The 20242-nt window shown below is 51.2% G+C and carries 22 protein-coding genes; 12 read left to right on the top strand and 10 right to left on the bottom strand.

Features of this window, described 5'->3' with window-relative positions:
• Positions 1-36: 36 nt before the first annotated feature.
• The 5 genes from ACTG3Z_RS16465 to ACTG3Z_RS16445 are packed head-to-tail and all read left to right on the top strand — an operon-like array spanning position 37 to position 4334.
• Entirely contained in the window at positions 37-903 is an 867-nt protein-coding gene (locus ACTG3Z_RS16465) for an ATPase (RefSeq protein ID WP_439144104.1), read from the top strand.
• A gap of 39 nt (positions 904-942) precedes the next feature.
• Positions 943-1860 (top strand): homoserine O-acetyltransferase MetA, encoded by a 918-nt coding sequence (metA, locus tag ACTG3Z_RS16460; RefSeq protein WP_439144103.1) that lies wholly within the window; start codon positions 943-945, stop codon positions 1858-1860.
• Positions 1853-2803, top strand: coding sequence for an alpha/beta fold hydrolase (locus tag ACTG3Z_RS16455; protein WP_439144102.1), 951 nt, complete (start codon positions 1853-1855; stop codon positions 2801-2803). The genes metA and ACTG3Z_RS16455 overlap by 8 nt, the downstream gene beginning before the upstream one ends.
• A 48-nt stretch (positions 2804-2851) precedes the next feature.
• Positions 2852-3721 carry a polyphosphate kinase 2 gene (gene ppk2 / locus ACTG3Z_RS16450; RefSeq protein ID WP_439144101.1) on the top strand — a complete coding sequence of 290 codons (870 nt, stop codon included), beginning with the start codon at positions 2852-2854 and terminating at the stop codon, positions 3719-3721.
• Positions 3714-4334, top strand: a complete 621-nt coding sequence (locus tag ACTG3Z_RS16445) for a TetR/AcrR family transcriptional regulator (protein WP_439144100.1) — start codon at positions 3714-3716, stop codon at positions 4332-4334. The genes ppk2 and ACTG3Z_RS16445 overlap by 8 nt, the downstream gene beginning before the upstream one ends.
• A 307-nt stretch (positions 4335-4641) precedes the next feature.
• Here the strand turns inward: ACTG3Z_RS16445 and rpsI are convergent, their stop codons facing one another.
• From rpsI to ACTG3Z_RS16430, 3 genes are all read right to left on the bottom strand, one after another.
• Complete coding sequence (gene rpsI, locus ACTG3Z_RS16440; RefSeq protein ID WP_439144099.1) at positions 4642-5130, bottom strand: 30S ribosomal protein S9; 489 nt, start codon at positions 5128-5130, stop codon at positions 4642-4644.
• A gap of 2 nt (positions 5131-5132) precedes the next feature.
• Positions 5133-5594 carry a 50S ribosomal protein L13 gene (gene rplM, locus ACTG3Z_RS16435; RefSeq protein ID WP_375266671.1) on the bottom strand — a complete coding sequence of 154 codons (462 nt, stop codon included), beginning with the start codon at positions 5592-5594 and terminating at the stop codon, positions 5133-5135.
• Positions 5595-5752: 158 nt separating this feature from the next.
• The gene (locus tag ACTG3Z_RS16430) at positions 5753-7174 is read right to left on the bottom strand and encodes a PLP-dependent aminotransferase family protein (protein ID WP_439144098.1); all 1422 of its coding nucleotides are present in this window, start codon (positions 7172-7174) and stop codon (positions 5753-5755) included.
• Between the two features lie 92 nt (positions 7175-7266).
• On the opposite strand from ACTG3Z_RS16430, the gene ACTG3Z_RS16425 reads away from it, so the two are divergent.
• Positions 7267-7500: a DUF1127 domain-containing protein gene (locus ACTG3Z_RS16425; RefSeq protein WP_439144097.1), complete on the top strand. Its 234-nt coding sequence runs from the start codon at positions 7267-7269 to the stop codon at positions 7498-7500.
• An 80-nt stretch (positions 7501-7580) separates the two neighbouring features.
• Here the strand turns inward: ACTG3Z_RS16425 and ACTG3Z_RS16420 are convergent, their stop codons facing one another.
• On the bottom strand, positions 7581-8480 hold the full coding sequence (locus ACTG3Z_RS16420) for a DMT family transporter (RefSeq protein ID WP_439144096.1): 900 nt from the start codon (positions 8478-8480) through the stop codon (positions 7581-7583).
• Positions 8477-8896, bottom strand: a complete 420-nt coding sequence (locus ACTG3Z_RS16415) for a PaaI family thioesterase (protein ID WP_439144095.1) — start codon at positions 8894-8896, stop codon at positions 8477-8479. The genes ACTG3Z_RS16420 and ACTG3Z_RS16415 overlap by 4 nt, the downstream gene beginning before the upstream one ends.
• A 58-nt stretch (positions 8897-8954) precedes the next feature.
• Between ACTG3Z_RS16415 and ACTG3Z_RS16410 the strand changes: the two genes are divergently transcribed.
• The 5 genes from ACTG3Z_RS16410 to gluQRS all read left to right on the top strand — a co-directional run bounded on the left by ACTG3Z_RS16410 (position 8955) and on the right by gluQRS (position 14237).
• Positions 8955-9743, top strand: coding sequence for an enoyl-CoA hydratase (locus tag ACTG3Z_RS16410; RefSeq protein WP_439144094.1), 789 nt, complete (start codon positions 8955-8957; stop codon positions 9741-9743).
• A gap of 284 nt (positions 9744-10027) precedes the next feature.
• Complete coding sequence (locus tag ACTG3Z_RS16405) at positions 10028-11350, top strand: cytochrome-c peroxidase (protein WP_439144093.1); 1323 nt, start codon at positions 10028-10030, stop codon at positions 11348-11350.
• A 39-nt stretch (positions 11351-11389) separates the two neighbouring features.
• Positions 11390-12733 (top strand): methylenetetrahydrofolate--tRNA-(uracil(54)-C(5))-methyltransferase (FADH(2)-oxidizing) TrmFO, encoded by a 1344-nt coding sequence (gene trmFO / locus ACTG3Z_RS16400; protein ID WP_439144092.1) that lies wholly within the window; start codon positions 11390-11392, stop codon positions 12731-12733.
• Between the two features lie 32 nt (positions 12734-12765).
• Positions 12766-13380, top strand: a complete 615-nt coding sequence (locus ACTG3Z_RS16395; protein WP_439144091.1) for a class I SAM-dependent DNA methyltransferase — start codon at positions 12766-12768, stop codon at positions 13378-13380.
• Positions 13377-14237, top strand: a complete 861-nt coding sequence (gluQRS, locus tag ACTG3Z_RS16390; RefSeq protein ID WP_439144090.1) for a tRNA glutamyl-Q(34) synthetase GluQRS — start codon at positions 13377-13379, stop codon at positions 14235-14237. The genes ACTG3Z_RS16395 and gluQRS overlap by 4 nt, the downstream gene beginning before the upstream one ends.
• Here gluQRS and hisI read toward each other — a convergent pair.
• Positions 14218-14577 carry a phosphoribosyl-AMP cyclohydrolase gene (gene hisI / locus ACTG3Z_RS16385; protein ID WP_439144089.1) on the bottom strand — a complete coding sequence of 120 codons (360 nt, stop codon included), beginning with the start codon at positions 14575-14577 and terminating at the stop codon, positions 14218-14220. The two genes, gluQRS and hisI, sit on opposite strands and share 20 nt — an antisense overlap.
• 74 nt (positions 14578-14651) lie before the next feature.
• Here hisI and ACTG3Z_RS16380 point away from each other — a divergent pair, with 74 nt between their 5' ends.
• Positions 14652-15119 (top strand): iron-sulfur cluster assembly scaffold protein, encoded by a 468-nt coding sequence (locus tag ACTG3Z_RS16380; RefSeq protein WP_439144088.1) that lies wholly within the window; start codon positions 14652-14654, stop codon positions 15117-15119.
• Positions 15120-15285: 166 nt separating this feature from the next.
• On the opposite strand, the gene ACTG3Z_RS16375 is transcribed toward ACTG3Z_RS16380, so the two are convergent.
• The 4 genes from ACTG3Z_RS16375 to ACTG3Z_RS16360 all read right to left on the bottom strand — a co-directional run.
• Positions 15286-15408: a hypothetical protein gene (locus ACTG3Z_RS16375; RefSeq protein WP_375266681.1), complete on the bottom strand. Its 123-nt coding sequence runs from the start codon at positions 15406-15408 to the stop codon at positions 15286-15288.
• 108 nt (positions 15409-15516) lie between these two features.
• Positions 15517-17607 (bottom strand): ATP-dependent DNA helicase RecG, encoded by a 2091-nt coding sequence (gene recG, locus ACTG3Z_RS16370; protein WP_439144087.1) that lies wholly within the window; start codon positions 17605-17607, stop codon positions 15517-15519.
• The gene (ligA, locus tag ACTG3Z_RS16365) at positions 17604-19724 is read right to left on the bottom strand and encodes an NAD-dependent DNA ligase LigA (protein ID WP_439144086.1); all 2121 of its coding nucleotides are present in this window, start codon (positions 19722-19724) and stop codon (positions 17604-17606) included. Before ligA ends, recG begins: the two co-directional genes overlap by 4 nt.
• Positions 19725-19830: 106 nt before the next feature.
• Positions 19831-20242: winged helix-turn-helix domain-containing protein (locus ACTG3Z_RS16360; protein ID WP_439144085.1), on the bottom strand; the 412-nt coding region annotated here is incomplete at its 5' end.

Here is a 20242-nt window from a genome sequence, read left to right as displayed (position 1 = left end):
CAAAGCGTTAACTGAGTGCACGTAAAGGAGCGCCCAATGCTATATCCATCTGCGCAAGCATGGCGGGATGCGCCGCAAAAGCGCGTGTTGTTGTTTGCAATGTCTGGCTTGGGCAAAACCCATGTTTCGGAAATTCTAGCCCAACAAGGCAATTGGTTTCACTACTCTGTCGATTATCGCATCGGCACGCGCCACATGGGTGAGCATATCATCGACAATCTCAAACGTGAGGCGATGAAGACCCCGTTCTTGCGTGAAATGCTGATGCAAGATCTCATTCACTTTGGCGTGAATGTGCATGACCATGACTTGCGCCCTGTTGCTGCTTATCTTGGTAAACCGGGCAACCCTGAGCTGGGTGGATTGTCGTTTACAGAGTATCAGCGCCGGCAAGACCACTTCAAAGACGCAGAAATCGCCGCCCTAACAGATACACATGGCTTTATTGAACGCGGGCGCGATATCTACGGGTATCAACATTTCATTTGCGACACAGGCGGCTCCATCTGCGAATGGGTTGACCCTGAGAACCCGAACGATCCGTTACTAAGCGCATTAGCGCAAGAGTGCTTGATGGTCTGGATCAAAGGGAGCGACGCCCACACGGAAAGCTTGATTGAACGCTTTGATAAAGAGCCTAAACCGATGTCCTATCAACCAGAGTTCCTTGCACGGGTTTGGAAGGAATACTTGAGCAATAACGATATTAAAGAGAGCGACGTTAATCCAGATGAGTTCATTCGTTGGACCTATGCGCAAGCCCTCGCTCACCGCCAACCGCGCTACGATGCGATGGCGCGTAACTTTGGGATTACCGTACAAGCCTCTGATATGGCCGGTGTGACCAATGAGGCATCTTTCATAGATGTGATCGCCGACGCCCTTGCTGCGCACAGCGCGTAGACCTATTTCAGCACTCCCAACCACAGAAAGTCCGGTGCGATGCCGATAAAACTCCCCGCCGACCTCCCTGCTTATGAGGTTCTTCGACGTGAAGGCGTCATGCTCGTGTCCGAGGACGAAGCCTCACGTCAAGATATTCGCCCTTTGCGGATCGCATTGCTCAATCTGATGCCTAAAAAGATTCAGACAGAGAACCAGTTTGCGCGTTTGATCGGCGCGACCCCTTTGCAAATCGAATTTTCATTGATCCGAATGAGCGAACACCAAACGCGTAACACGGCCGCAGAGCATATGGAGAGCTTTTACCGCCCCTTTTCAGAAGTGAAGACTGAAAAGTTCGATGGTTTGATCATAACAGGTGCCCCGATCGAACATTTGCCATTCGGCGATGTGACGTATTGGGAAGAACTCTGTGATGTCTTCGAGTGGACGCAAACACACGTACATTCTACTTTGGGCGTCTGCTGGGGTGGGATGGCGATGATCAACTATTTCCACGACGTGAAGAAACATATTTTGGAGCAAAAGTTGTTTGGCTGTTATCGCCACGCCAACCTTGCACCTTCTTCGCCTTTTTTACGTGGTTTTTCAGATGATTGCGTAATCCCTGTGAGCCGTTGGACCGAAATGCACCAAGCAGAGATTGATGCAAACAAGAACCTCACAACGCTGCTTTCCAGCGAAGATGCTGGCCCCTGTTTGGTTGAGGATCCAAAGCACCGTGCGCTCTATATATTCAATCATTTCGAGTATGATTCAGGCACGCTTAAGCAGGAATATGATCGCGATGTCGCCGAAGGGACGCCCATCAACGTGCCGATGAATTACTATCCAAATGATGATCCGTCCCAACAGCCGCAAAACCGCTGGCGTAGTCACGCGCATCTTCTTTATGGCAATTGGATCAATGAGATATACCAAACCACGCCTTATGAAAGCGATCTGATTGGTGTTTAAAATCTTGGTCTATACCCTCGCAGTCTTAGTCGTGTTCGCAGCCATTACCCTGTGGCGCGCAAATGCCCGAGAAGCGACAGCAGAGGCGGCCTACCCACCAGAGGGGCAGTTCATCGACGTGAACGGCATCAAGGTCCACGCGGTTGTGCGCGGCTCCGGGCCGGACCTCATTTTAATACACGGCGCGTCAGGATCGACACGCGATGTCACGTTCTCACTTGTGGAAAAGCTTGAAAAAGAGTTCCGCGTAATCGCCTTTGACCGGCCCGGTCTTGGCTACACGGACCGCATCACGAAAGATGGTGAAACACTCACCCAGCAAGCGGACTTGCTCGCGGCTGCAGCACGTGACCTGGGGGCAGAAAACCCGATCGTTGTGGGTCACTCCTTTGGCGGGGCGGTTGCTTTGAATTGGGCTTTGAACCACTCAGACACGATGGCTGCTCTTGTGTTGCTTGCCGCGCCCTCTAACCCTTGGACAACGCCGATTGATCCACTCTATCGCGCCACGTCCTCCAAATTTGGCGCAACTTTCTTGGTTCCGTTGCTTACCGCATTTGTGCCGAACTCTTACGTTGCAAACGCATTTTCAGAAGTGTTTGAGCCACAAGATGCACCTGAAGGGTATGCAGCGTATTTTGGTCCAGGTATCACTCTGCGACGTCATACAATGATCGCCAACGCGCGTCAGCGCACGCATTTACTGCCTGATGTCAAAGCTATGGTGCCCCGATATGGCGAAATAGACGTTCCAACCGAAATTTTACATGGCGATGTCGACACTATTGTAGGGCTCTCGATTCACTCAGCTTTACTAGTAAACCAAATCAAAGATGCCAATCTGACTGTGTTAGAAGGCGTTGGCCATATGCCACAACACGCATCTGAGCTCGAGGTTATCAAAGCAATCCAACTTGCTGCTGTCCGTGCCGGATTGCGATAAACTGCACCGCCCGTCATAGTGAACCAAACAATAATAGGACTGCGTGACATGAACCTGCCGTTTGAGGGTGCAATCAGCACTTTTTACAATGAAAAAGCCCCTGATGATGTGCGCGAAGCGATTAAGAATTGCGAAAGTGGCGCCATTCTCAGCGACACGTTCCCTTATGATGCGCGTCTGAAACGTAAACGGTATGAAAAAGAAATGGCCGCGCTCCAGATTGAACTCGTGCGATTTCAACATTGGGTGCGCGAAACAGGTCAACGCGTCGCTATCGTGTTTGAAGGACGCGATGCTGCGGGCAAAGGTGGTACAATCAAACGCTTTCGCGAAAACCTTAACCCGCGTGCAGCCAATGTTGTCGCGCTCTCAAAACCGACCGAGCGTGAACAAAGCCAATGGTATTTTCAACGCTATATCGATCATCTTCCCTCTGGCGGTGAGATCACGTTCTTTGATCGCAGCTGGTATAACCGCGGCGTGGTGGAACATGTGTTTGAGTTTTGCACACCAGAGCAACGCGAAGTGTTTTTCAAACAGGTCACACAGTTTGAAGATATGATCGTGAACGAAGGTATTACGCTGGTAAAGTTCTGGCTGAATGTAGGCCGCGAAGAACAATTGCGCCGCTTTCTGGAGCGTGAAAGCGATCCTTTGAAACAGTGGAAGCTGTCGTGGATCGATGTGGAAGGCCTGAACCGATGGGATGCCTATTCAGTAGCAATTCAAGAAAACATGCAGCGTAGTCATACTCAAACGGCACCCTGGACCGTGATCCGCTCCGATGACAAACGTCGCGCAAGAGTGAACGCGATCCGGCATGTGCTCACTCAGTTCGAATATGGTCATAAAGTTACGAACGCCTTGGGCAGTGTCGATCCAAAAATCTGTGCGGGTCCGGAGATCTGGGATGCCTAAACGGGGCTATCACCACGGAAATCTACGCCAAGCGCTGGTCGAGGCCGCGCTTGAGCTGATCCGTGCAAAAGGCCCGACTGGCTTCACCTTATCAGAAGCTGCAAAGCAAGCCGGCGTGACCCCCGCCGCAGTCTATCGCCATTTTGAAGGGCGCGAGGATCTTATTGCGGAGGCTGCGCGCCAAGGCTACGAAATTTTCGCGGATGTGATGCAGTTCGCCTATGACAAAGGGCAACCATCAGCTTTGGCCGCTTTTGAAGCAACGGGGCGCGCTTATCTTGCGTTTGCGCGCAAATACCCGGGGCACTACATCGCCATGTTTGAAAGCGGGATTTCTGTGAATAGAACGCCAGAGCTAGCAATGGTTTCCACACGCGCGCGCGACGTTTTAGAAAAGGCTGCTGAAGATCTAAACCAACATATTCCGTCACATAAGCGCCCGCCCGCATCAATGTTCAGCGCGCATATTTGGGCGATGAGCCACGGGGTCGTTGAACTTTTTGCGCGCAATTCTCCTGGCACCCAAAGCCCATTTCCTCCAGAGGATCTGCTTGAAACAGGTATCGGCATCTATCTGCGCGGCCTCGGTCTGATTGAAAGCGATTTCAAATAGAAACGCGCTAAACGCGTTGCAGGTTTAGCATGGGTAAACCCATGCCGTTTGCCTTCGGCGAGGATATTTTGAGAGAGAGGAAGGGACGGTGTTTTTGCACCATCCCCGAAGAAGCAAGCTTCCCCTCTCACGGCCATCGGCGTCCCCGCCTGTACCGTACTTATACTTTAGCGCGAGTTCTCTTAAAATTGTGTTTCCTCTCTCTGGAAATATCCTCGCCAAAGGCATCTGCACGCCTTTAGGCGTGCTCAAACAAGAAAAGGGCCGCTCGTAAGAGCAGCCCTTTACAATAAATATAATGAAAAGCTTAGCGCTTGGAGAACTGGAAGCTACGACGCGCTTTACGCTTACCGGGCTTCTTACGCTCAACAACACGACTGTCGCGTGTGATAAAGCCCGCGGCCTTCAGAGCACCGCGCAAGGAGGGATCATAAAGCTGTAGTGCTTTAGAAATACCGTGCTTAACCGCGCCAGCCTGACCAGAAAGGCCACCGCCTTTCACAGTCGCCATTACGTCGAACTGATCTTCAACACCAGCGACAGTGAATGGCTGACGCAGGATCATCTGAAGAACTGGACGTGCGAAATACGCAGCCATTTCTTTCCCGTTCACAACAACTTTGCCGGAACCAGGCTTGATCCAAACGCGGGCAACCGCGTCTTTACGCTTGCCTGTCGCATAAGAACGACCGAGCTCGTCACGTACCGCTTCGCGCAAAGGAGCTGCTTCAACAACCGCTTCAACGCCTTCGGCAACTGCGCCGAGCTCTTCGAGAGAATTTACTTGATCAGCCATGATTATACCCGTGTGTTCTTGGAGTTCATGGACTTCACATCCACAACTTCTGGGTTTTGTGCTTCATGCGGGTGCTCAGCGCCCGCGTATACACGCAAGTTCGTCATTTGCTGACGGCTCAAAGGACCGCCTGGCAGCATGCGCTGAACCGCTTTGGTCATCACGCGCTCAGGGTAATCACCCTCAAGCAATTGACCGGCTGTGCGGAACTTGATGCCGCCCGGGTGGCCCGTGTGCCAGTAGTATTTCTTGTCTGTGCGTTTCTTGCCGGTCATCTGCACTTTTTCAGCGTTGATGATGATGACATTGTCGCCCATATCCATGTGCGGTGTGAAGGACGGCTTGTGCTTGCCGCGCAAGCGCATAGCAACGATCGAAGCGAGACGGCCCAATACGACGCCTTCAGCGTCAATAATGATCCATTTCTTTTCGATGTCTGCTGGCTTTGCAGAAAAGGTTTTCATCGACTTATACCCTTATAGGTCTGTGCTCATAAAAGAGCGCGCCAAATGACGCGCTTGATGAGGGCGTTATACGCTTGTCGTTTGTCACGTCAACTGAAGTTGTGTCGATAAAATACATGTAAAACAGATACTTACAAATTAGGTATAATAATACCCCATCAAACACCGATCCGTTCAGGGGGATTATCTAGCAATTCACGTAACCGCATGATAGCCGCTTCAAAGTGATCACGATCAATCTGCGCATTAATAGCTATGCGCACCGCATGCTGTGCACGCGCGTCACGTCCTGCGAATTCTTCTGCTGGACGGATCTGCACCTTCACCACTTCTGCCGCCTGACAAAAGGCAGAGGCGCGCCAGCCTTCAGGCAAGCGTAACCAGATGAACGGAACGTTTTCGTGCCACGTGACATCATATGCGCCCAGATGATTAACACAGGTTTGCACATATTGTGAAAACACCGCGTTTACTTTGGCCGCACATTCTACTGCATCCGCATTGCTCAGCAATCGCTCTGCCAAATCAGCCAAAGGGGTCGCCAATCCGAAGAAACCGTGCTCGGCCGAGCGTCGCAAGGCAGGAACACTGGGTTTAGGTGCCACAACAAATCCAATGCGCAGCGCAGGTGTTAAGGTCTTCGAGATAGACGAAACGTACCAACCCCGCTCTGGTGCAAGCATACGGTAACTTGGTGCGCGCGAGGCACCCATACGGTAACAATCATCTTCAATAATCTGAATGTCGTGCGCGCGCGCTACTTCAACGATCTCTTCGCGGCGCGACACAGGCGTGAACAAACCAGTGGGATTATGAACCTCAGGTGATGTGCAAATCGCTTGCACATCATGGGTCTTGGCAATCGCTGCAACGGCTTCAGGGATCATGCCTTCGCTATCCATGGGAATGGCAATGACTTGTGCACGCAGCAAAGCCGCCGCACGTCGAAAGCCAGGATAAGACAGTTCTTCAACCAAAATGACAGGCGCAGGACCCGTTAATATAGATTGCAGCGCAAGGCTCACACCGTTTTGCCCACCATGGGACAGTACAATATCTTCCTCATCAAGCGCGCCCAAAGGCGTGCCGTTTAACCATTGCTGCACTGCTTCGCGCGCTGGTTTGAAGGTTGTGCGATTGGGGTAGTGCATCACACCCGATCTCGGGTTGGCAGCAACCTGCCCCATGATCTGTTGTATCAATTTCGCTTGCCCCACGTCCGGCAATTGTGGCGAGGTCAAGCGCACCACATCAGGGCGACGTTCTACTGATGGTGCGATCGTCGGCACATCCGTCACAAAGCTCGTCTGTTGCACCGACTCGCTTTTGAGCTTTGGCGCAGCAACGAAGGTTCCGCGCCCAACGGCAGCTTCTAACACGCCTTCATCCGTCAAAAGAGTATACGCACGCGCAACAGTTCCCGGCGTAATCTTCAAATCCCAAGCCAGATCACGCACGGGCAGCAATTTCTGTTGAACTTTCAACGTACCATCAGAAATCGCCGCGCGGATCGCCTCGGCGAGCGCTTTGTATTTAGGTCCCTCAAAATCTTCGATGTTCGGAAGCCAAATTGTATTCATTACAATCTTTCTATAGACGCACAATGTATCACTTTGTATTCATATATTACGAAATGATTCACATTGTGTCAATACAATTTTAGGAGTGTCCCATGTCACAACCTCGCGCTCTGATCTCAGCAGATCTGCTCTTTCTCGATCAACACCGCCCCTTGCCGCTTTTGGCAACAATTGCGGTCCGCGTTGCTGTGACGTCCTCAAAATGGGCAGATCGCGCGCGCTCGCGTCGGGCACTCAAAAATCTTGATCCACATCTCTTGCGCGATATTGGGCTCACGCCTGACGTTGCAGATATTGAAGCGAACAAGAGGTTCTGGCGCGCTTAAAGCACGCTTCGGACTGTTCCCAAGTTTCACGAACCTCTTACTTCGGCGGCTTTCATGGCAAAGGCATGGGCCGCCGCTTTTTATGAGCGCTTGCGCTCGCGCCAGATGATTAAAACACCCGCACCAACAATCAACAAAACGCCTGGGAATAATGTATCGAGCGGTGCTTCACCGAACAGCAACCAGCCAAACAGCCCTGCGGTCAAAATGCCAAAGTACCAAAATGGAGCCAAGACTGAAGGGCTTGCGATGCGAAATGCGATCATCATCAGCAAAACGCCGATGCCACCAATCGTAGACATTAACAAAATTAAGCCCGCATCTGCCCAGCTGTGAACAGGTGAAAATTCAGTTGTGAACGCCGCCAAGATGATTGCGCCGATGATTGAGCCCAGTGAAGAGTACAGATATAACAAGCCATTAGATGTATCTGGGCCAAATTTACGCACACTGACCATTGCAAATGCATAGCAGGCCGCAGCGGCAACGGGCAGGATCGCAATAAGCGAGAATGCATCAGATCCTGGTCGTAAAATCCACACAACACCCGCAAAGCCGATGACCAAAGCGATGATCCGCCAAACCCCAACCTTCTCGCCCAAGTAAAGAACCGACAAGATGACCACAAAGAACGCGTTAGTTTGACCTAAGGTTGCGACTGTTGCCAGTTCAAGCTTGGACAATGCGGAATAGAAAAACAGCTGCGCAAAGGCGACGACCACACCGCGCCCGATGGCGAGTTTGGGCTGCTCAATTTTCAAAGCGCTCGCTTTAAAGCGAAGCTCACCCGTCCACATAAGCAAAGCAAGAGATGGCAAAATGCCAAAGACATTGCGATAGGCTGATAACTCTTGCGCGGAATAATCCGTGCTCAGAACACGCACTAAAATTGCCATGATATCAAAACACAGAATTGTCAGTAGCAGGATCCCAATCGCCTTGAAACTGACCAATTGGATGGGCGCGGCACCGCCACTCATCTAGGGGGAATCGCGTAAGTTAATGACGCGCGCGCAACCGGCATGTCCATCCCTTCAGAATGTATCAATACATCACCGACAGCGAGCGATCTTCCAAGTTTATGTATCCGTGCTTGAGCAATCAAATCCACACCTGCAGTCGGTTTTCGCATGAAATCAATGGAACAATTCGTTGTAACGGCCAAAGTCACAGGCCCAATCATCGCTAGAACCACCAAATACATTGATACATCGGCCAAGGCAAACATCGTAGGACCGCTAATTGTACCCCCTGGACGCAAGTGTTCTTCGTTGACAGGCATGCGCACAATCGCCTCCATCGGAGCTACACTTTGTACAACGAAATCATTGGCCACCTGAGAAAATTCGCTGCGCATCAAATCATTCAATGCCTCTACGTCCATTTTCAGTTCCATGGCTTTCCTCCCGCGCATCTTCGTTCTAGAGTTTTACTAACATTGATTGGAGAGCAAGATGGCAATTCTAGAACGTCGCGGCACAGGTGCAGTTGCCCATCTTCACATGAACGCCCCCGAACGGTTAAACGCGCTTTCGGACGAAATGATCGCAGCGCTTCAGGCAGAGTTCGACGAACTGCGCGAAACGGCAGCGATACGCACGGTCGTCATCTCAGGGTCTGGCAAAGCATTTTGCGCGGGCCATGATTTGAAGCAAATGACGGCGGGTCGGCAACACGCAGATGGCGGAAAGGCCTACTTCAAGGATCTTTTTGATCGCTGCGCCCATATGATGCAGAGCATTCGCGCCCTGCCCCAACCCGTTATCGCTCAGGTTCATGGAATCGCGACAGCTGCGGGTTGCCAAATGGTCGCCAGTTGTGATCTCGCCGTTGCAGCACATGGAACACGCTTTGGCGTAAACGGTGTAAACATCGGGCTTTTTTGTTCGACACCGATGGTTGCGTTGAGCCGAAATATTCCACGTAAACAAGCCTTTGAGATGCTTACAACCGGCGAATTTATCAACACGGACCGCGCTGAAGCGCTTGGACTCATCAATCGTGCCGTTGATTTAGAAGAACTTGAGCACGAAACCGCGAAGATGGCAGAACAGATTGCTGACAAACTTGGCGCGGCCGTTAAGATAGGCAAATCAGCATTCTACGAGCAGATGGATATGTCCCTTGCTGAGGCCTACGAATTTACCGGCAATGTCATGGTGGAAAACATGCTTTACCGCGACACAGAGGAAGGCATCGCCGCATTTTTGGAAAAGCGCCCGCCAAACTGGTCCCAAGAATAAGATGTAAACAGTATTCCATTTTCAGAGCTTTTGTGCAGGATTTTCGCACAATCGTTTGGTAATTATGGCCCGTGCCCATAGTTCAGGTTTTGATGAGTGCAGTACCTAGATCCTGCAATTATCAGTAAAACATGGTTAAAAATGCCAGATGGTTCTCTCGTTTCCAAGCGATGACTAAACTGTTTCCACTTCAGCCTTTGCACCATATTCAACTTTTTCACACCCTATTCACATCCGCGTGATTATTGCTACGCGGGGTTTTCACTTGGCCCGAGGAATTCCTGATGCGTTCAATTATTTTGACAATCCTTTTTGCAAGCACTGCTACGGTGGCAACGGCGTCTGACCTGCCGAACCCCATCCTGCCATCTGATTTTCCCGTACTGGATACCGAAACTGTGGCACTGGGCCGCCAACTGTTTTTTGATCCTGTGCTGTCTGGAAACGACAACATTGCTTGCGCAACATGCCACCACCCCGCGCTTGGGACGGGTGATGCGATGTCACTCTCTATCGGTGAAGGCGGCATGGGGCTCGGGCGGCTACGCGAAGTAGTGAATGGCAATGCCCCCAAGGCACGCATCCCAAGAAATGCACCAGCGCTGTTTAACCTCGGAGCCCGCGAATTTAGCGTGATGTTCCATGACGGCCGCGTGCAACTCAATCGCGAAGCGATGTACGGCATCGCTATGCCAGAGGGACGCACGCTCGAGCGACCAGCCAAATCAGCGCTTGCTGCACAAAACATTTTACCTATCCTCAGCCATGATGAAATGGCCGGTCACCCCGGTGAAAACGCGATTGCCGACGCGATTGACGCAGAAAACATTCATGGGCCTGATGGCGCATGGCAGATCATTGCCTCCAAAGTGGAAGCCATTGAAGAATACCGCATGGCCTTTGATTGGATTATTGGACAAGACGAGCCTATTCATATCACCGACATTGGCAACGCGTTGTCACAGTTCATCACCTATGAATTTCGCGCCACAGACAGTCCCTTCGATCAATACCTAAACGGTAAAGAAGACGCTCTCGCAGTTGATCAACTGGCGGGCATGGAGTTGTTTTACGGCAAAGCAAACTGCTCTTCGTGTCACTCTGGAAAATTCCAAACAGATCACGGTTTTCACGCTATCGGCCTTCCACAGTTTGGCCCTGGCAAAGATGACGCCTATTCAGATGCTGGTCGTGGTATGATTACGGGCATTGAAGAAGACAAATACCGCTTCCGCACACCAAGCTTGCGCAATGTGACACTTAGTGCACCATACGGCCACAACGGCGCTTACACGGACCTGGAAGCGATGGTGCGCCATCACCTTGATCCGTTTGAGGGCCTTGGCAACTACGATCGCAGTCAGGCCGCTCTGCACAAACTTGGTGAAGCCGCCAAAGACTGGGAACCAATGGAAGACCTTGCAGAAGTCCTGCGCATCGCGATGGCTGCTGAAATCGAACCTGTCGATCTGTCTGAAACCGAAATTGATCAACTCATGAGTTTCCTCCGTGCGCTTGAAGACCCGATTAGTCGCCATGGTCGACTTGGCGTGCCGGATCGTGTTCCTTCTGATTTGCCCCTGGATCCAATATCTGACCCAAGTTAAAAGTTTGCTAATTGCCGCGCCCTGACCTACATGCGCGTCATGGAAAAAACTCTACACATCATTGGCGGCGGTCTCGCTGGATCTGAAGCCGCTTGGCAAGCCGCAAACATGGGCGTCTCTGTGGTCATTCACGAGATGCGCCCAAAGGTTGAAACGTTCGCACATAAGTCCGGCGACCTCGCCGAAATGGTGTGTTCAAATTCATTTCGCTCTGACGATCATGAACAAAATGCTGTCGGTTTGCTGCATTGGGAAATGCGCGAGGCCGGCGGGCTCATCATGGAAATGGCAGGGCAGCATCGCTTACCAGCGGGTGGCGCACTTGCAGTCGATCGCGAAGCATTTGCAGCTGGTGTGACAAAAAAAATTCAACATCATCCATTGATAACCGTTGATTATGAAGAGATTACAGAGCTTCCTTCAGGTGGTCACTGGATCATCTCGACTGGTCCCTTGACCTCATCTGCCTTGGGCGAAGCGATTGCGGCCGAGACCGGACAAGACGCCCTTGCATTCTTTGACGCAATTGCACCGATTATCTACGCAGACAGCATAGATATGAGCAAAGCCTGGATGCAATCGCGCTATGACAAAGGCGAAACGGAAGAAGAACGGACCGCATATCTAAATTGCCCAATGGATAAAGCTCAATATGATCAGTTCATTGACGCGCTCCTCGACGCTGAAAAGACTGAATTTCATGAGGGCGAAACGGCAAAATACTTTGATGGGTGTTTGCCAATCGAAGTGATGGCAGAACGCGGTCGTGAAACACTGCGACACGGCCCAATGAAGCCTGTTGGCCTCACCAATCCCCACCAGCCTGACGTGAAAGCCCATGCTGTTGTACAGCTGCGTCGCGACAACGCTTTGGGGACACTTTTCAACATCGTTGGTTTCCAAACGAAGATGAAGTATGGATCACAAACATCTGTTTTCAAATCCATTCCTGGTTTGGAAAACGCAAACTTCGCGCGACTGGGCGGTATACATCGAAACACGTTCCTGAATTCCCCAACCCTACTGGATCAGCAAATGCGGCTTAAGTCGCAACCTCACATTCGTTTCGCAGGGCAAATTACTGGCGTTGAAGGGTATGTCGAAAGCGCAGCGATGGGCCTTTTAGCGGGGCGTCTTGCAGCTGCGGAAATTTTGGAAAAAGACATGCCAGATTTACCGCAAGACACAGCGACTGGCGCGCTCGTCCACCACATAACGGGTGGCGCAGACGCGAAAACGTTTCAGCCGATGAACGTCAATTTTGGCCTGTTTCAGCCAGTGGACGGACTCAAGGGTGGTCGTCGTGGCCGGACGGATCGCTACAAGGCCTACACAGATCGTGCCAAAGCTGCATGGTCAGACTGGCTGAGCGCGCAAACCTAGACAGCGCTATTGATGCGCGCTAGCCTTAAAATATGACTGATACCTTTCTTGATAAAGCTTATAACACAGTCGGCACGGATGCGACGCGTGCGCTCTATACTGATTGGGCGAAAACCTACGATGCCGAGGTCAGTAAAAATGGCTACGCAACCCCTGGGCGTTGCGCGGACGCGTTGAAAACTGTCACAGATGATTTCACAAAACCAATTTTGGACTTTGGCTGTGGAACAGGCTTGTCTGGCTTGGCTTTGTCACTCGCTGGATTTCAAACAATAGACGGTGTCGATTTAACGCAAGAAATGCTAGAGCGTGCAAAAGAAAAGCAGCTCTATCGCAGCTTGCGACTATCGGACTCAATCGCAGATCTACCAAGTAAACTTGGCGAGTATTCTGCTGTTGCAGCGATTGGCGTGATTGGCGCAGGCGCGGCACCGATTGACGTTTTTGATATGATTTTCAACGCATTGCCACGAGGTTCTCATTTTGTGTTTTCCTTTAATGACCACACTTTGGAAGATCCGATCTTTGAAGCACGCGTAAACGCAGTTGTCTCTTCAAAAAAGGCTAAGCTACTGATCGAACAGTATGGCGATCATCTACCCGGCCTCAACATGAAATCTAAAGTATACGTACTTGAAAAGACGTGATTTTTAGAACAAGGTTCGCGCCAAGCCCGACAGGCCCGCTCCATCTAGGCCACGCATATTCTGCACTTCTTGCACATGACCTTGCGCGCACTAACAATGGCCAGTTTTTCTTGCGGATGGATGATATCGATCAATCGCGTGCGAGATGCCATTGGGCTGAACAAATTAAAGATGATTTAACATGGCTCGGCATTACTTGGGATGGACCTGTGTGGTCCCAAAACGCGCGATCTGACAGTTATACTAAAGCGCTTAGACGTTTGTGGGACCTCGGCCTGCTTTATCCTTGTGGCTGTTCACGCGCCGATATCAAAGCCGCCGCGAATGCACCGCAAGAAGGTGCGCCAGTGTTAGGCCCAGATGGTGTCGTTTATCCGGGCACATGTCGGCATATTCCCAAAGGCACATTCCAGACTGATACACCGCTTCGCTTGAACATAAAGAAAGCACTTCAAATAATTGATTTACAATCAATAATTCTCACTGAGGGTGACGCAATCTATCAACGGACGGCACCCCAAATGATTGAATCTATTGGCGATGTTGTTTTACTGCGCAAAAACATGGGCACCTCGTACCACCTCTCAATTGTCATCGATGACGCGGACCAAGGTATAACTGATGTCATTCGCGGCAAAGATTTGAGGGAAGCGACGTTTATCCATATCTTGCTCCAGAAGATTTTGGAGCTTCATACTCCGAAGTACTTTCATCACCCACTGATCAGAGACGAAAACGGCAAGCGTCTCGCGAAGCGCGATGATGCACGTGCGATTTCAAAGTATCGCGACGAAGGACTTACGAGGAATGATATTCGCTCAAAGGTAGGTTTGGACGCTAAGACATTGGCGACATAAGCTCTGTCTCACAATCTTCTGTTATTGAGGTATAAAAACAGCTTAATCTATTTGTATGACAGGCCGGACCAGATTGCCGAACGACTGCAAGAAGACAGTCTTTGTCGCAATCCATGCGCAAGTCTATAAGCTCCTGAACGTTGCCCGAAGTCTCGCCTTTGACCCAGAATGACTGACGTGATCGCGACCAATACGTGACTTTGCCGCTTGCCAAAGTTCGCTTAACGGCTTCTTCATTCATCCAGGCCATCATTAATACAACGCCAGAGTCCTCTGCTTGAGCAATTACCGGAATAAGCCCAGATTCGTTATAAGCCAGCGTTGCCGGATTGAAAGCCATTGAGATTGTCCTTTGAAATCTGTCTCGTCCCAACTATTTAGACATCAAGACCCCACAGCGAAAGCCCTCTTCTCATGTCCGGCGAAACCGACCTCATAAAGCTCTATTCGGGGCGCATCCTTGCTCTTGCTGCTGATATCCCTAACGCGGAACGGCTCACGGGTGCTGATGCCTCCGTCAAAAAACGTTCGCCCCTTTGTGGTTCGATGGTGACAGTTGATCTTAGCATGGCAAATGACCGCATCAGCGAGTTCGGCCAAGATGTGAAAGCTTGCGCTTTAGGTCAGGCCGCCGCGTCAGTTGTTGGTGGTGCACTAATCGGCAGCACACCAGCGCAAGCCGTCAAAGCACGGGATCAATTGCGCGCGTTGCTCAAAGGAAGCGGCGTGATCCCAGATGCACCATTCGACGGGTTCGAGGTCTTTCTGCCTGCATCTGCTTACAAAAATCGTCACGCCTCTATACTGCTTTCAATTGAAGCTGCTTGCGAAGCCATAGAGGTGATTACAGCAGACGAAAAAAACGCCGCTCACCCTGTTTAGGATGGCGGCGCTAGGTAAGTGCTTTCATGTGGGACCCGATAATCGCCAAAGATGAGCCAGGCAAAGCTCGTTTAGGACAACACTCTCGTTGGGACAGGACGTGTTGAAGTGCATCTAAGTTGGGACAGGATGCGAGGCGGTCGGCACGAAATCACGAGGCAAAAACTCAAACAAATCCAGGAATGTGCAGGGCCGCGACAAAAATCGTCATCAAGGCGATTGCACCGATTGCATCCTGCACCAAAGTGCGGTCCGCGCGGGCAATGACTGTTTTGACTTGATCTACCATCGTATGTCTCCTGCTCAATCTTGCTTTTGTTGCACCTTTGTTCTCATTTTCAAAAAGCAAAGTAAAGAACAAAGTGGAACATTTGAGAACATTTCGTTAACTAAATTTCTAACCCACTGAAATTAAACGAATTGCTTGATCCTGTTCCATTAACCAAAGCAGAACACGAGCCGCCTTGCCGCGTTCCGACGTCAGTTCCGGATCATCATGCAACAATTTGCGCGCATCACTTTGCGCGATTTCCATCAATGACGTTTGGCTTTCCATATCTGCGACGCGAAAGCGTGGTAGCCCTGATTGCGCGGTTCCTATCAGGTCACCCGCGCCGCGCATTTGCAAATCTGTCTCAGAAATTTTGAAACCGTCGTTCGTTTCGCGCAGCACCGTCAAGCGCTTTTGCCCATTTTCGGACAAGGGTGCTTTGTACATGAGCAAACAAGTCGATGCTTCTGACCCACGCCCAACACGGCCTCGAAGCTGATGAAGCTGTGCCAAGCCAAAGCTCTCAGCACGTTCGATTACCATGATTGTGGCCTTGGGGACGTTAACGCCCACCTCGATCACTGTTGTGGCAACCAAAACTTGCGCGCGCCCCTCGACGAAATCCGCCATTGCAGCGTCCTTTTCCGCAGCGGGCATTTGACCATGCACAAGCCTTATCACGTCCTCCCCCAAGAGCGCGCGCAACGTTTTGAAACGTTCTTCAGCGGCAATAAGGTCAGACACCTCGCTCTCACCGACAAGTGGACAGACCCAATAGGCTTGCCGTCCTTTTGCAATCGCATCGCGCAAATGTGCGATCACTTCGCTAACCCGCTCATCTGAAATGAGGGCCGTTTTGATAGGTTGGCGCCCTGCTGGCTTCTCATCCAAAACAGACACGTCCATATCCCCGTATTGCGCAAGCGCGAGACTACGTGGAATGGGCGTTGCCGTCATGACAAGGACGTCAGCGCTTTGTCCTTTTTTGCCAAGCTCAAGCCGTTGGCGCACACCGAAACGATGTTGTTCATCGACAATTGCAAGCCGCAAATCTTTGAACTGCACATCTTTTTGAAACACGGCGTGCGTTCCGACAAGGATCTGAATTTTTCCCTCATGAAGTGCCGTCAGCTTCGCGTCCCGCTCCCGACCTTTGTCGCGCCCTGTCAAAAGCTCAAGCACCACGCCTGCCTGCTCTGCAAGGGGTTGCAGCCCTTCTAAGTGTTGACGCGCCAAAATCTCGGTCGGTGCCATCATAACACCCTGCCCGCCTGCTTCCACGACAGCGAGCAACGCCATAAACGCAACAAGCGTTTTGCCTGATCCCACATCGCCTTGCAGCAGACGGTTCATGCGGTGAGCACTTGCCATATCTGTGGTAATTTCATCGATAGCGCGCATTTGCGCACCCGTTGGTTTATAGGGCAGCGAACTTAACACTTTGTTACGCAGAACGCCGTTTCCGTGACTTTCCACGCCGGGGGCACGCCGCCGGTTGGCTCTTGCCAAGGCCAACGTCAATTGATGCGCCATAAATTCATCGTAAGCGAGCCGCTCACGTGCGGGTGAGTATGCCGCCAAATCGTTAAGGTTTTCAGGCGCGTGAACCTGTGCAATGGCCTCATGCCAGTCTGGCCATGCTTTTGTTTTCTTTTGCGTATCATCAATCCACTCTGACAATACAGGAACACGTTGCAGCGCGCTGACAATCGATTTGGTTAACGGCTTTTGTGTGATACCAGCGGTAAGTGGGTAAACAGGTTCGAAACTCGGGATTTGCGCTGCGTCCTCTACGCGAACCACATGATCCGGATGCACCATCTGCGCAAGACCATCAAAAAGTTCGACTTTACCCGACACGACCCGACGCTGCCCAGTCGGCAGGAGTTTGCCAAGGTAGTCGCCACGTGCGTGAAAATACACAAGCTGGAACGCAATTTGAGAATCGACAACGTCAATCCGATACGCTCCACCTTTGTTGCGCGGGGGGCGATGTTGTCCAATCTCAACCTCGACCGTCAAGGTCGCTGGTGTATCAGCGCCTTGAACGCTTGCTTTGATCGCTCGGTCAATCCCAGAAAACGGCAGCAAAAACAAAAGGTCACGCGGCTTTTCAACACCTAAACCTGCCATATTTTGCGCAGTCTTGGGACCGACACCATCGAGACTGGTAAGGTTTGCAAAAAGCGGAAAAAGAACTTCGGGGCGCGCGCTCATAGCGCCTCAATCAGGCTCAGCCATGTGTCTTCATCCATAGTTTGCACGCCAAGTTCTAAGGCCTTTTTTGCTTTCGATCCTGCGCCCAGCCCCGCAACCAAAATGTCGGTCTTGGCCGAAACAGAACCAGATACTTTCGCACCAAGGGATTCTGCACGCGCCTTGGCTTCGGCTCGGGTCATCTTCTCTAACGTACCTGTAAAGACGACGATTTTGCCGGCAACGGGGCTATCGGTATCGGGTTGTTCTGCGTCCTCGATCGTCAATTCATCGCTCAAACGAGTGATGGAGGCACGCTCGGCCTCGTTTTGGAATGCGGCGATCAAGGAGTTGGCCATGACTTCGCCGACGCCATCAATCGATAAAAGCGTATTCCAAGCCGCGTTGGTGGGATCTTTGGCTTCGTCCATTGCGTCAACAAAAGCTGTCCAAGATCCATAATGACGTGCAATCAGAGCGGCACTTTGCGCGCCCACATGACGCAAACCGAGGGCGTAAAGAACCCGTCCAAATCCAATATTGCGTCGCGCATCGATCGCATCAAACAACTTTTCCGCACTTTTAGCGCCCCAGCCTTCGCGATTTTTCAGCTTTGTCAGTTGCGCAGCATCGCGCTGCTTAAGCGTGAAAATATCTGCGGGCTCGCGAATAGAGAGGCCCTTATCATGATAGAACATTTCGATTTGTTTCGCCCCAAGCCCATCAATATCAAATGCACCGCGCGAAACGAAATGTTTCAATTTTTCAACCGCTTGCGCTGGACAAGTTAATCCGCCAGTACAGCGACGAATGGCATCACCTTCCTCGCGTACCGCTGGGCTATCGCATTCTGGGCAAAGGCTTGGGAATTCAAACGGCACGCTTTCCTTTGGCCGTTTGCTCAAATCAACATCCCGTATCTTGGGAATAACATCACCAGCGCGATAAATTTGTACCCAATCCCCAACGCGAATGTCACGTCCTTCGCGAATTGGAGCACCGTTGCTGTCGCGCCCTTCGATATAGTCTTCATTGTGAAGCGTCGCGTTTGAAACAACCACGCCACCGACTGTAATTGGTGTCAAACGCGCCACTGGACTTAGTGCGCCTGTGCGTCCGACTTGAATGTCTATGGCTTCAAGATGTGTCCAAGCCAGTTCAGCAGGGAATTTATGGGCAATCGCCCAACGTGGTGTTGTCGCACGAAATCCAAGTCGAGACTGATAAGAAAGATCATCAACTTTATAGACCACCCCATCGATATCATATCCAAGATCGGCGCGATCCTGCTCGATTGCGCGGTAATGTGCGATCAATTCAGCCGTTGTTTGAATACGCTTTGTGAAAGGATTGGTTTGGAACCCGAATTCTTTAAGCCGCGCGATGGCGAGGAACTGAGTTTGCGCGAGCGGTTCAGAAATTTCGCCCCACGCATAAGCAAAGAATTTTAGAGGACGACTTTTGGTGATTTCGCTATCAAGCTGGCGCAGCGAGCCTGCGGCGGCATTACGCGGATTGGCAAAGGTTTTGCCACCACGTTCTGTTTGTCGAGCGTTGAGAAACGCAAAATCTTCGTGGCTCATATAGACTTCGCCACGCACTTCTAAAATGTCAGGCGCATTGGCAATTTCTTGAGGAATATCGGTAATTGTTTTGGCATTTGCCAGCACGCCTTCCCCAACCGCACCATCACCACGCGTCGCGGCTTGTACGAGCTGTCCGCTTTCGTAGCGCAAAGATAGTGAAAGACCGTCGATCTTAGGCTCTGCTGTAAAGGCAAGCGGCGCACTATCCGCCAATCCCAAATACTTGCGAATACTTTGATCAAAATCGCTAACATCTTCATCGTTAAAAGCATTGCCCAGCGACATCATACGCTGTGCATGGGTGACTTTGGTAAAGCCATCTTGAACGGGAGCGCCAATCTGTTTGCTCGGGCTGTCTGCACGAATAAGATCAGGGAATCGTTGCTCTATTTCCGCATTGCGTCGCTTGAGTGCATCGAACTCAGCGTCACTGATGCTAGGAGCATCCTTGCCGTGGTAAGCGACGTTTGCAGCATTCAACTTTGCGGCAAGCTCCGCCAATTCCGCGCGCGCGTCATCAATCGTCAAGTCTGCAATGCTAAGTTTTGCCATTCGCGTCTCCCACAAGAAGTCGCGGTAGTGATAAGCGGGCGATGCAAGCTCGTCCAGAGGGGGGGAGAAAATGGACGCATCAGCGCCACATTTTATAGCAAAAGTGTTAGCCAGCCATCGCCGATTGCGGAAGTGCAGTTTCCGCTCCAATTGGGTCACGCAGTACATATCCACGGCCCCAAACAGTTTCGATATAACTGTCTTCCATCGTTGCTTCACATAGCTTTTTGCGCAGTTTGCAGATAAATACGTCAATTATCTTTAATTCCGGCTCGTCCATCCCCCCGTAGAGATGATTCAAAAACATCTCTTTGGTTAGAGTCGTGCCTTTACGCAGCGACAACAATTCGAGCATTTGATATTCTTTTCCGGTCAGATGGACTGTTGCGCCTTCCACCTCGACCGTTTTTGCATCCAAGTTCACAGCAATTTTGCCTGTGTGAATGGCTTTGTTGCACAAATCGGGCACTGTAGGATTCACTGTGTGAATCCAGCGTGATAGCTCGCGGACATGAGCA

Source organism: Planktotalea sp. (assembly GCF_965659345.1).
Taxonomy (GTDB): domain Bacteria; phylum Pseudomonadota; class Alphaproteobacteria; order Rhodobacterales; family Rhodobacteraceae; genus Planktotalea.
This window is presented reverse-complemented; position numbering and strand designations above follow the sequence as displayed.

What these genes read in the sequence shown, in the direction of transcription:
- ACTG3Z_RS16465 (WP_439144104.1), top strand. Translation starts at nt 37, where the DNA reads ATGCTATATCCATCTGCGCAAGCATGGCGGGATGCGCCGCAAAAGCGC.
- metA (WP_439144103.1), top strand. Translation starts at nt 943, where the DNA reads ATGCCGATAAAACTCCCCGCCGACCTCCCTGCTTATGAGGTTCTTCGA.
- ppk2 (WP_439144101.1), top strand. Translation starts at nt 2,852, where the DNA reads ATGAACCTGCCGTTTGAGGGTGCAATCAGCACTTTTTACAATGAAAAA.
- ACTG3Z_RS16445 (WP_439144100.1), top strand. Translation starts at nt 3,714, where the DNA reads ATGCCTAAACGGGGCTATCACCACGGAAATCTACGCCAAGCGCTGGTC.
- rpsI (WP_439144099.1), bottom strand. Translation starts at nt 5,130, where the DNA reads ATGGCTGATCAAGTAAATTCTCTCGAAGAGCTCGGCGCAGTTGCCGAA.
- rplM (WP_375266671.1), bottom strand. Translation starts at nt 5,594, where the DNA reads ATGAAAACCTTTTCTGCAAAGCCAGCAGACATCGAAAAGAAATGGATC.
- ACTG3Z_RS16430 (WP_439144098.1), bottom strand. Translation starts at nt 7,174, where the DNA reads ATGAATACAATTTGGCTTCCGAACATCGAAGATTTTGAGGGACCTAAA.
- ACTG3Z_RS16425 (WP_439144097.1), top strand. Translation starts at nt 7,267, where the DNA reads ATGTCACAACCTCGCGCTCTGATCTCAGCAGATCTGCTCTTTCTCGAT.
- ACTG3Z_RS16420 (WP_439144096.1), bottom strand. Translation starts at nt 8,480, where the DNA reads ATGAGTGGCGGTGCCGCGCCCATCCAATTGGTCAGTTTCAAGGCGATT.
- ACTG3Z_RS16415 (WP_439144095.1), bottom strand. Translation starts at nt 8,896, where the DNA reads ATGGAACTGAAAATGGACGTAGAGGCATTGAATGATTTGATGCGCAGC.
- ACTG3Z_RS16410 (WP_439144094.1), top strand. Translation starts at nt 8,955, where the DNA reads ATGGCAATTCTAGAACGTCGCGGCACAGGTGCAGTTGCCCATCTTCAC.
- ACTG3Z_RS16405 (WP_439144093.1), top strand. Translation starts at nt 10,028, where the DNA reads ATGCGTTCAATTATTTTGACAATCCTTTTTGCAAGCACTGCTACGGTG.
- trmFO (WP_439144092.1), top strand. Translation starts at nt 11,390, where the DNA reads ATGGAAAAAACTCTACACATCATTGGCGGCGGTCTCGCTGGATCTGAA.
- ACTG3Z_RS16395 (WP_439144091.1), top strand. Translation starts at nt 12,766, where the DNA reads ATGACTGATACCTTTCTTGATAAAGCTTATAACACAGTCGGCACGGAT.
- hisI (WP_439144089.1), bottom strand. Translation starts at nt 14,577, where the DNA reads ATGGCTTTCAATCCGGCAACGCTGGCTTATAACGAATCTGGGCTTATT.
- ACTG3Z_RS16380 (WP_439144088.1), top strand. Translation starts at nt 14,652, where the DNA reads ATGTCCGGCGAAACCGACCTCATAAAGCTCTATTCGGGGCGCATCCTT.
- ACTG3Z_RS16375 (WP_375266681.1), bottom strand. Translation starts at nt 15,408, where the DNA reads ATGGTAGATCAAGTCAAAACAGTCATTGCCCGCGCGGACCGCACTTTG.
- recG (WP_439144087.1), bottom strand. Translation starts at nt 17,607, where the DNA reads ATGAGCGCGCGCCCCGAAGTTCTTTTTCCGCTTTTTGCAAACCTTACC.
- ligA (WP_439144086.1), bottom strand. Translation starts at nt 19,724, where the DNA reads ATGGCAAAACTTAGCATTGCAGACTTGACGATTGATGACGCGCGCGCG.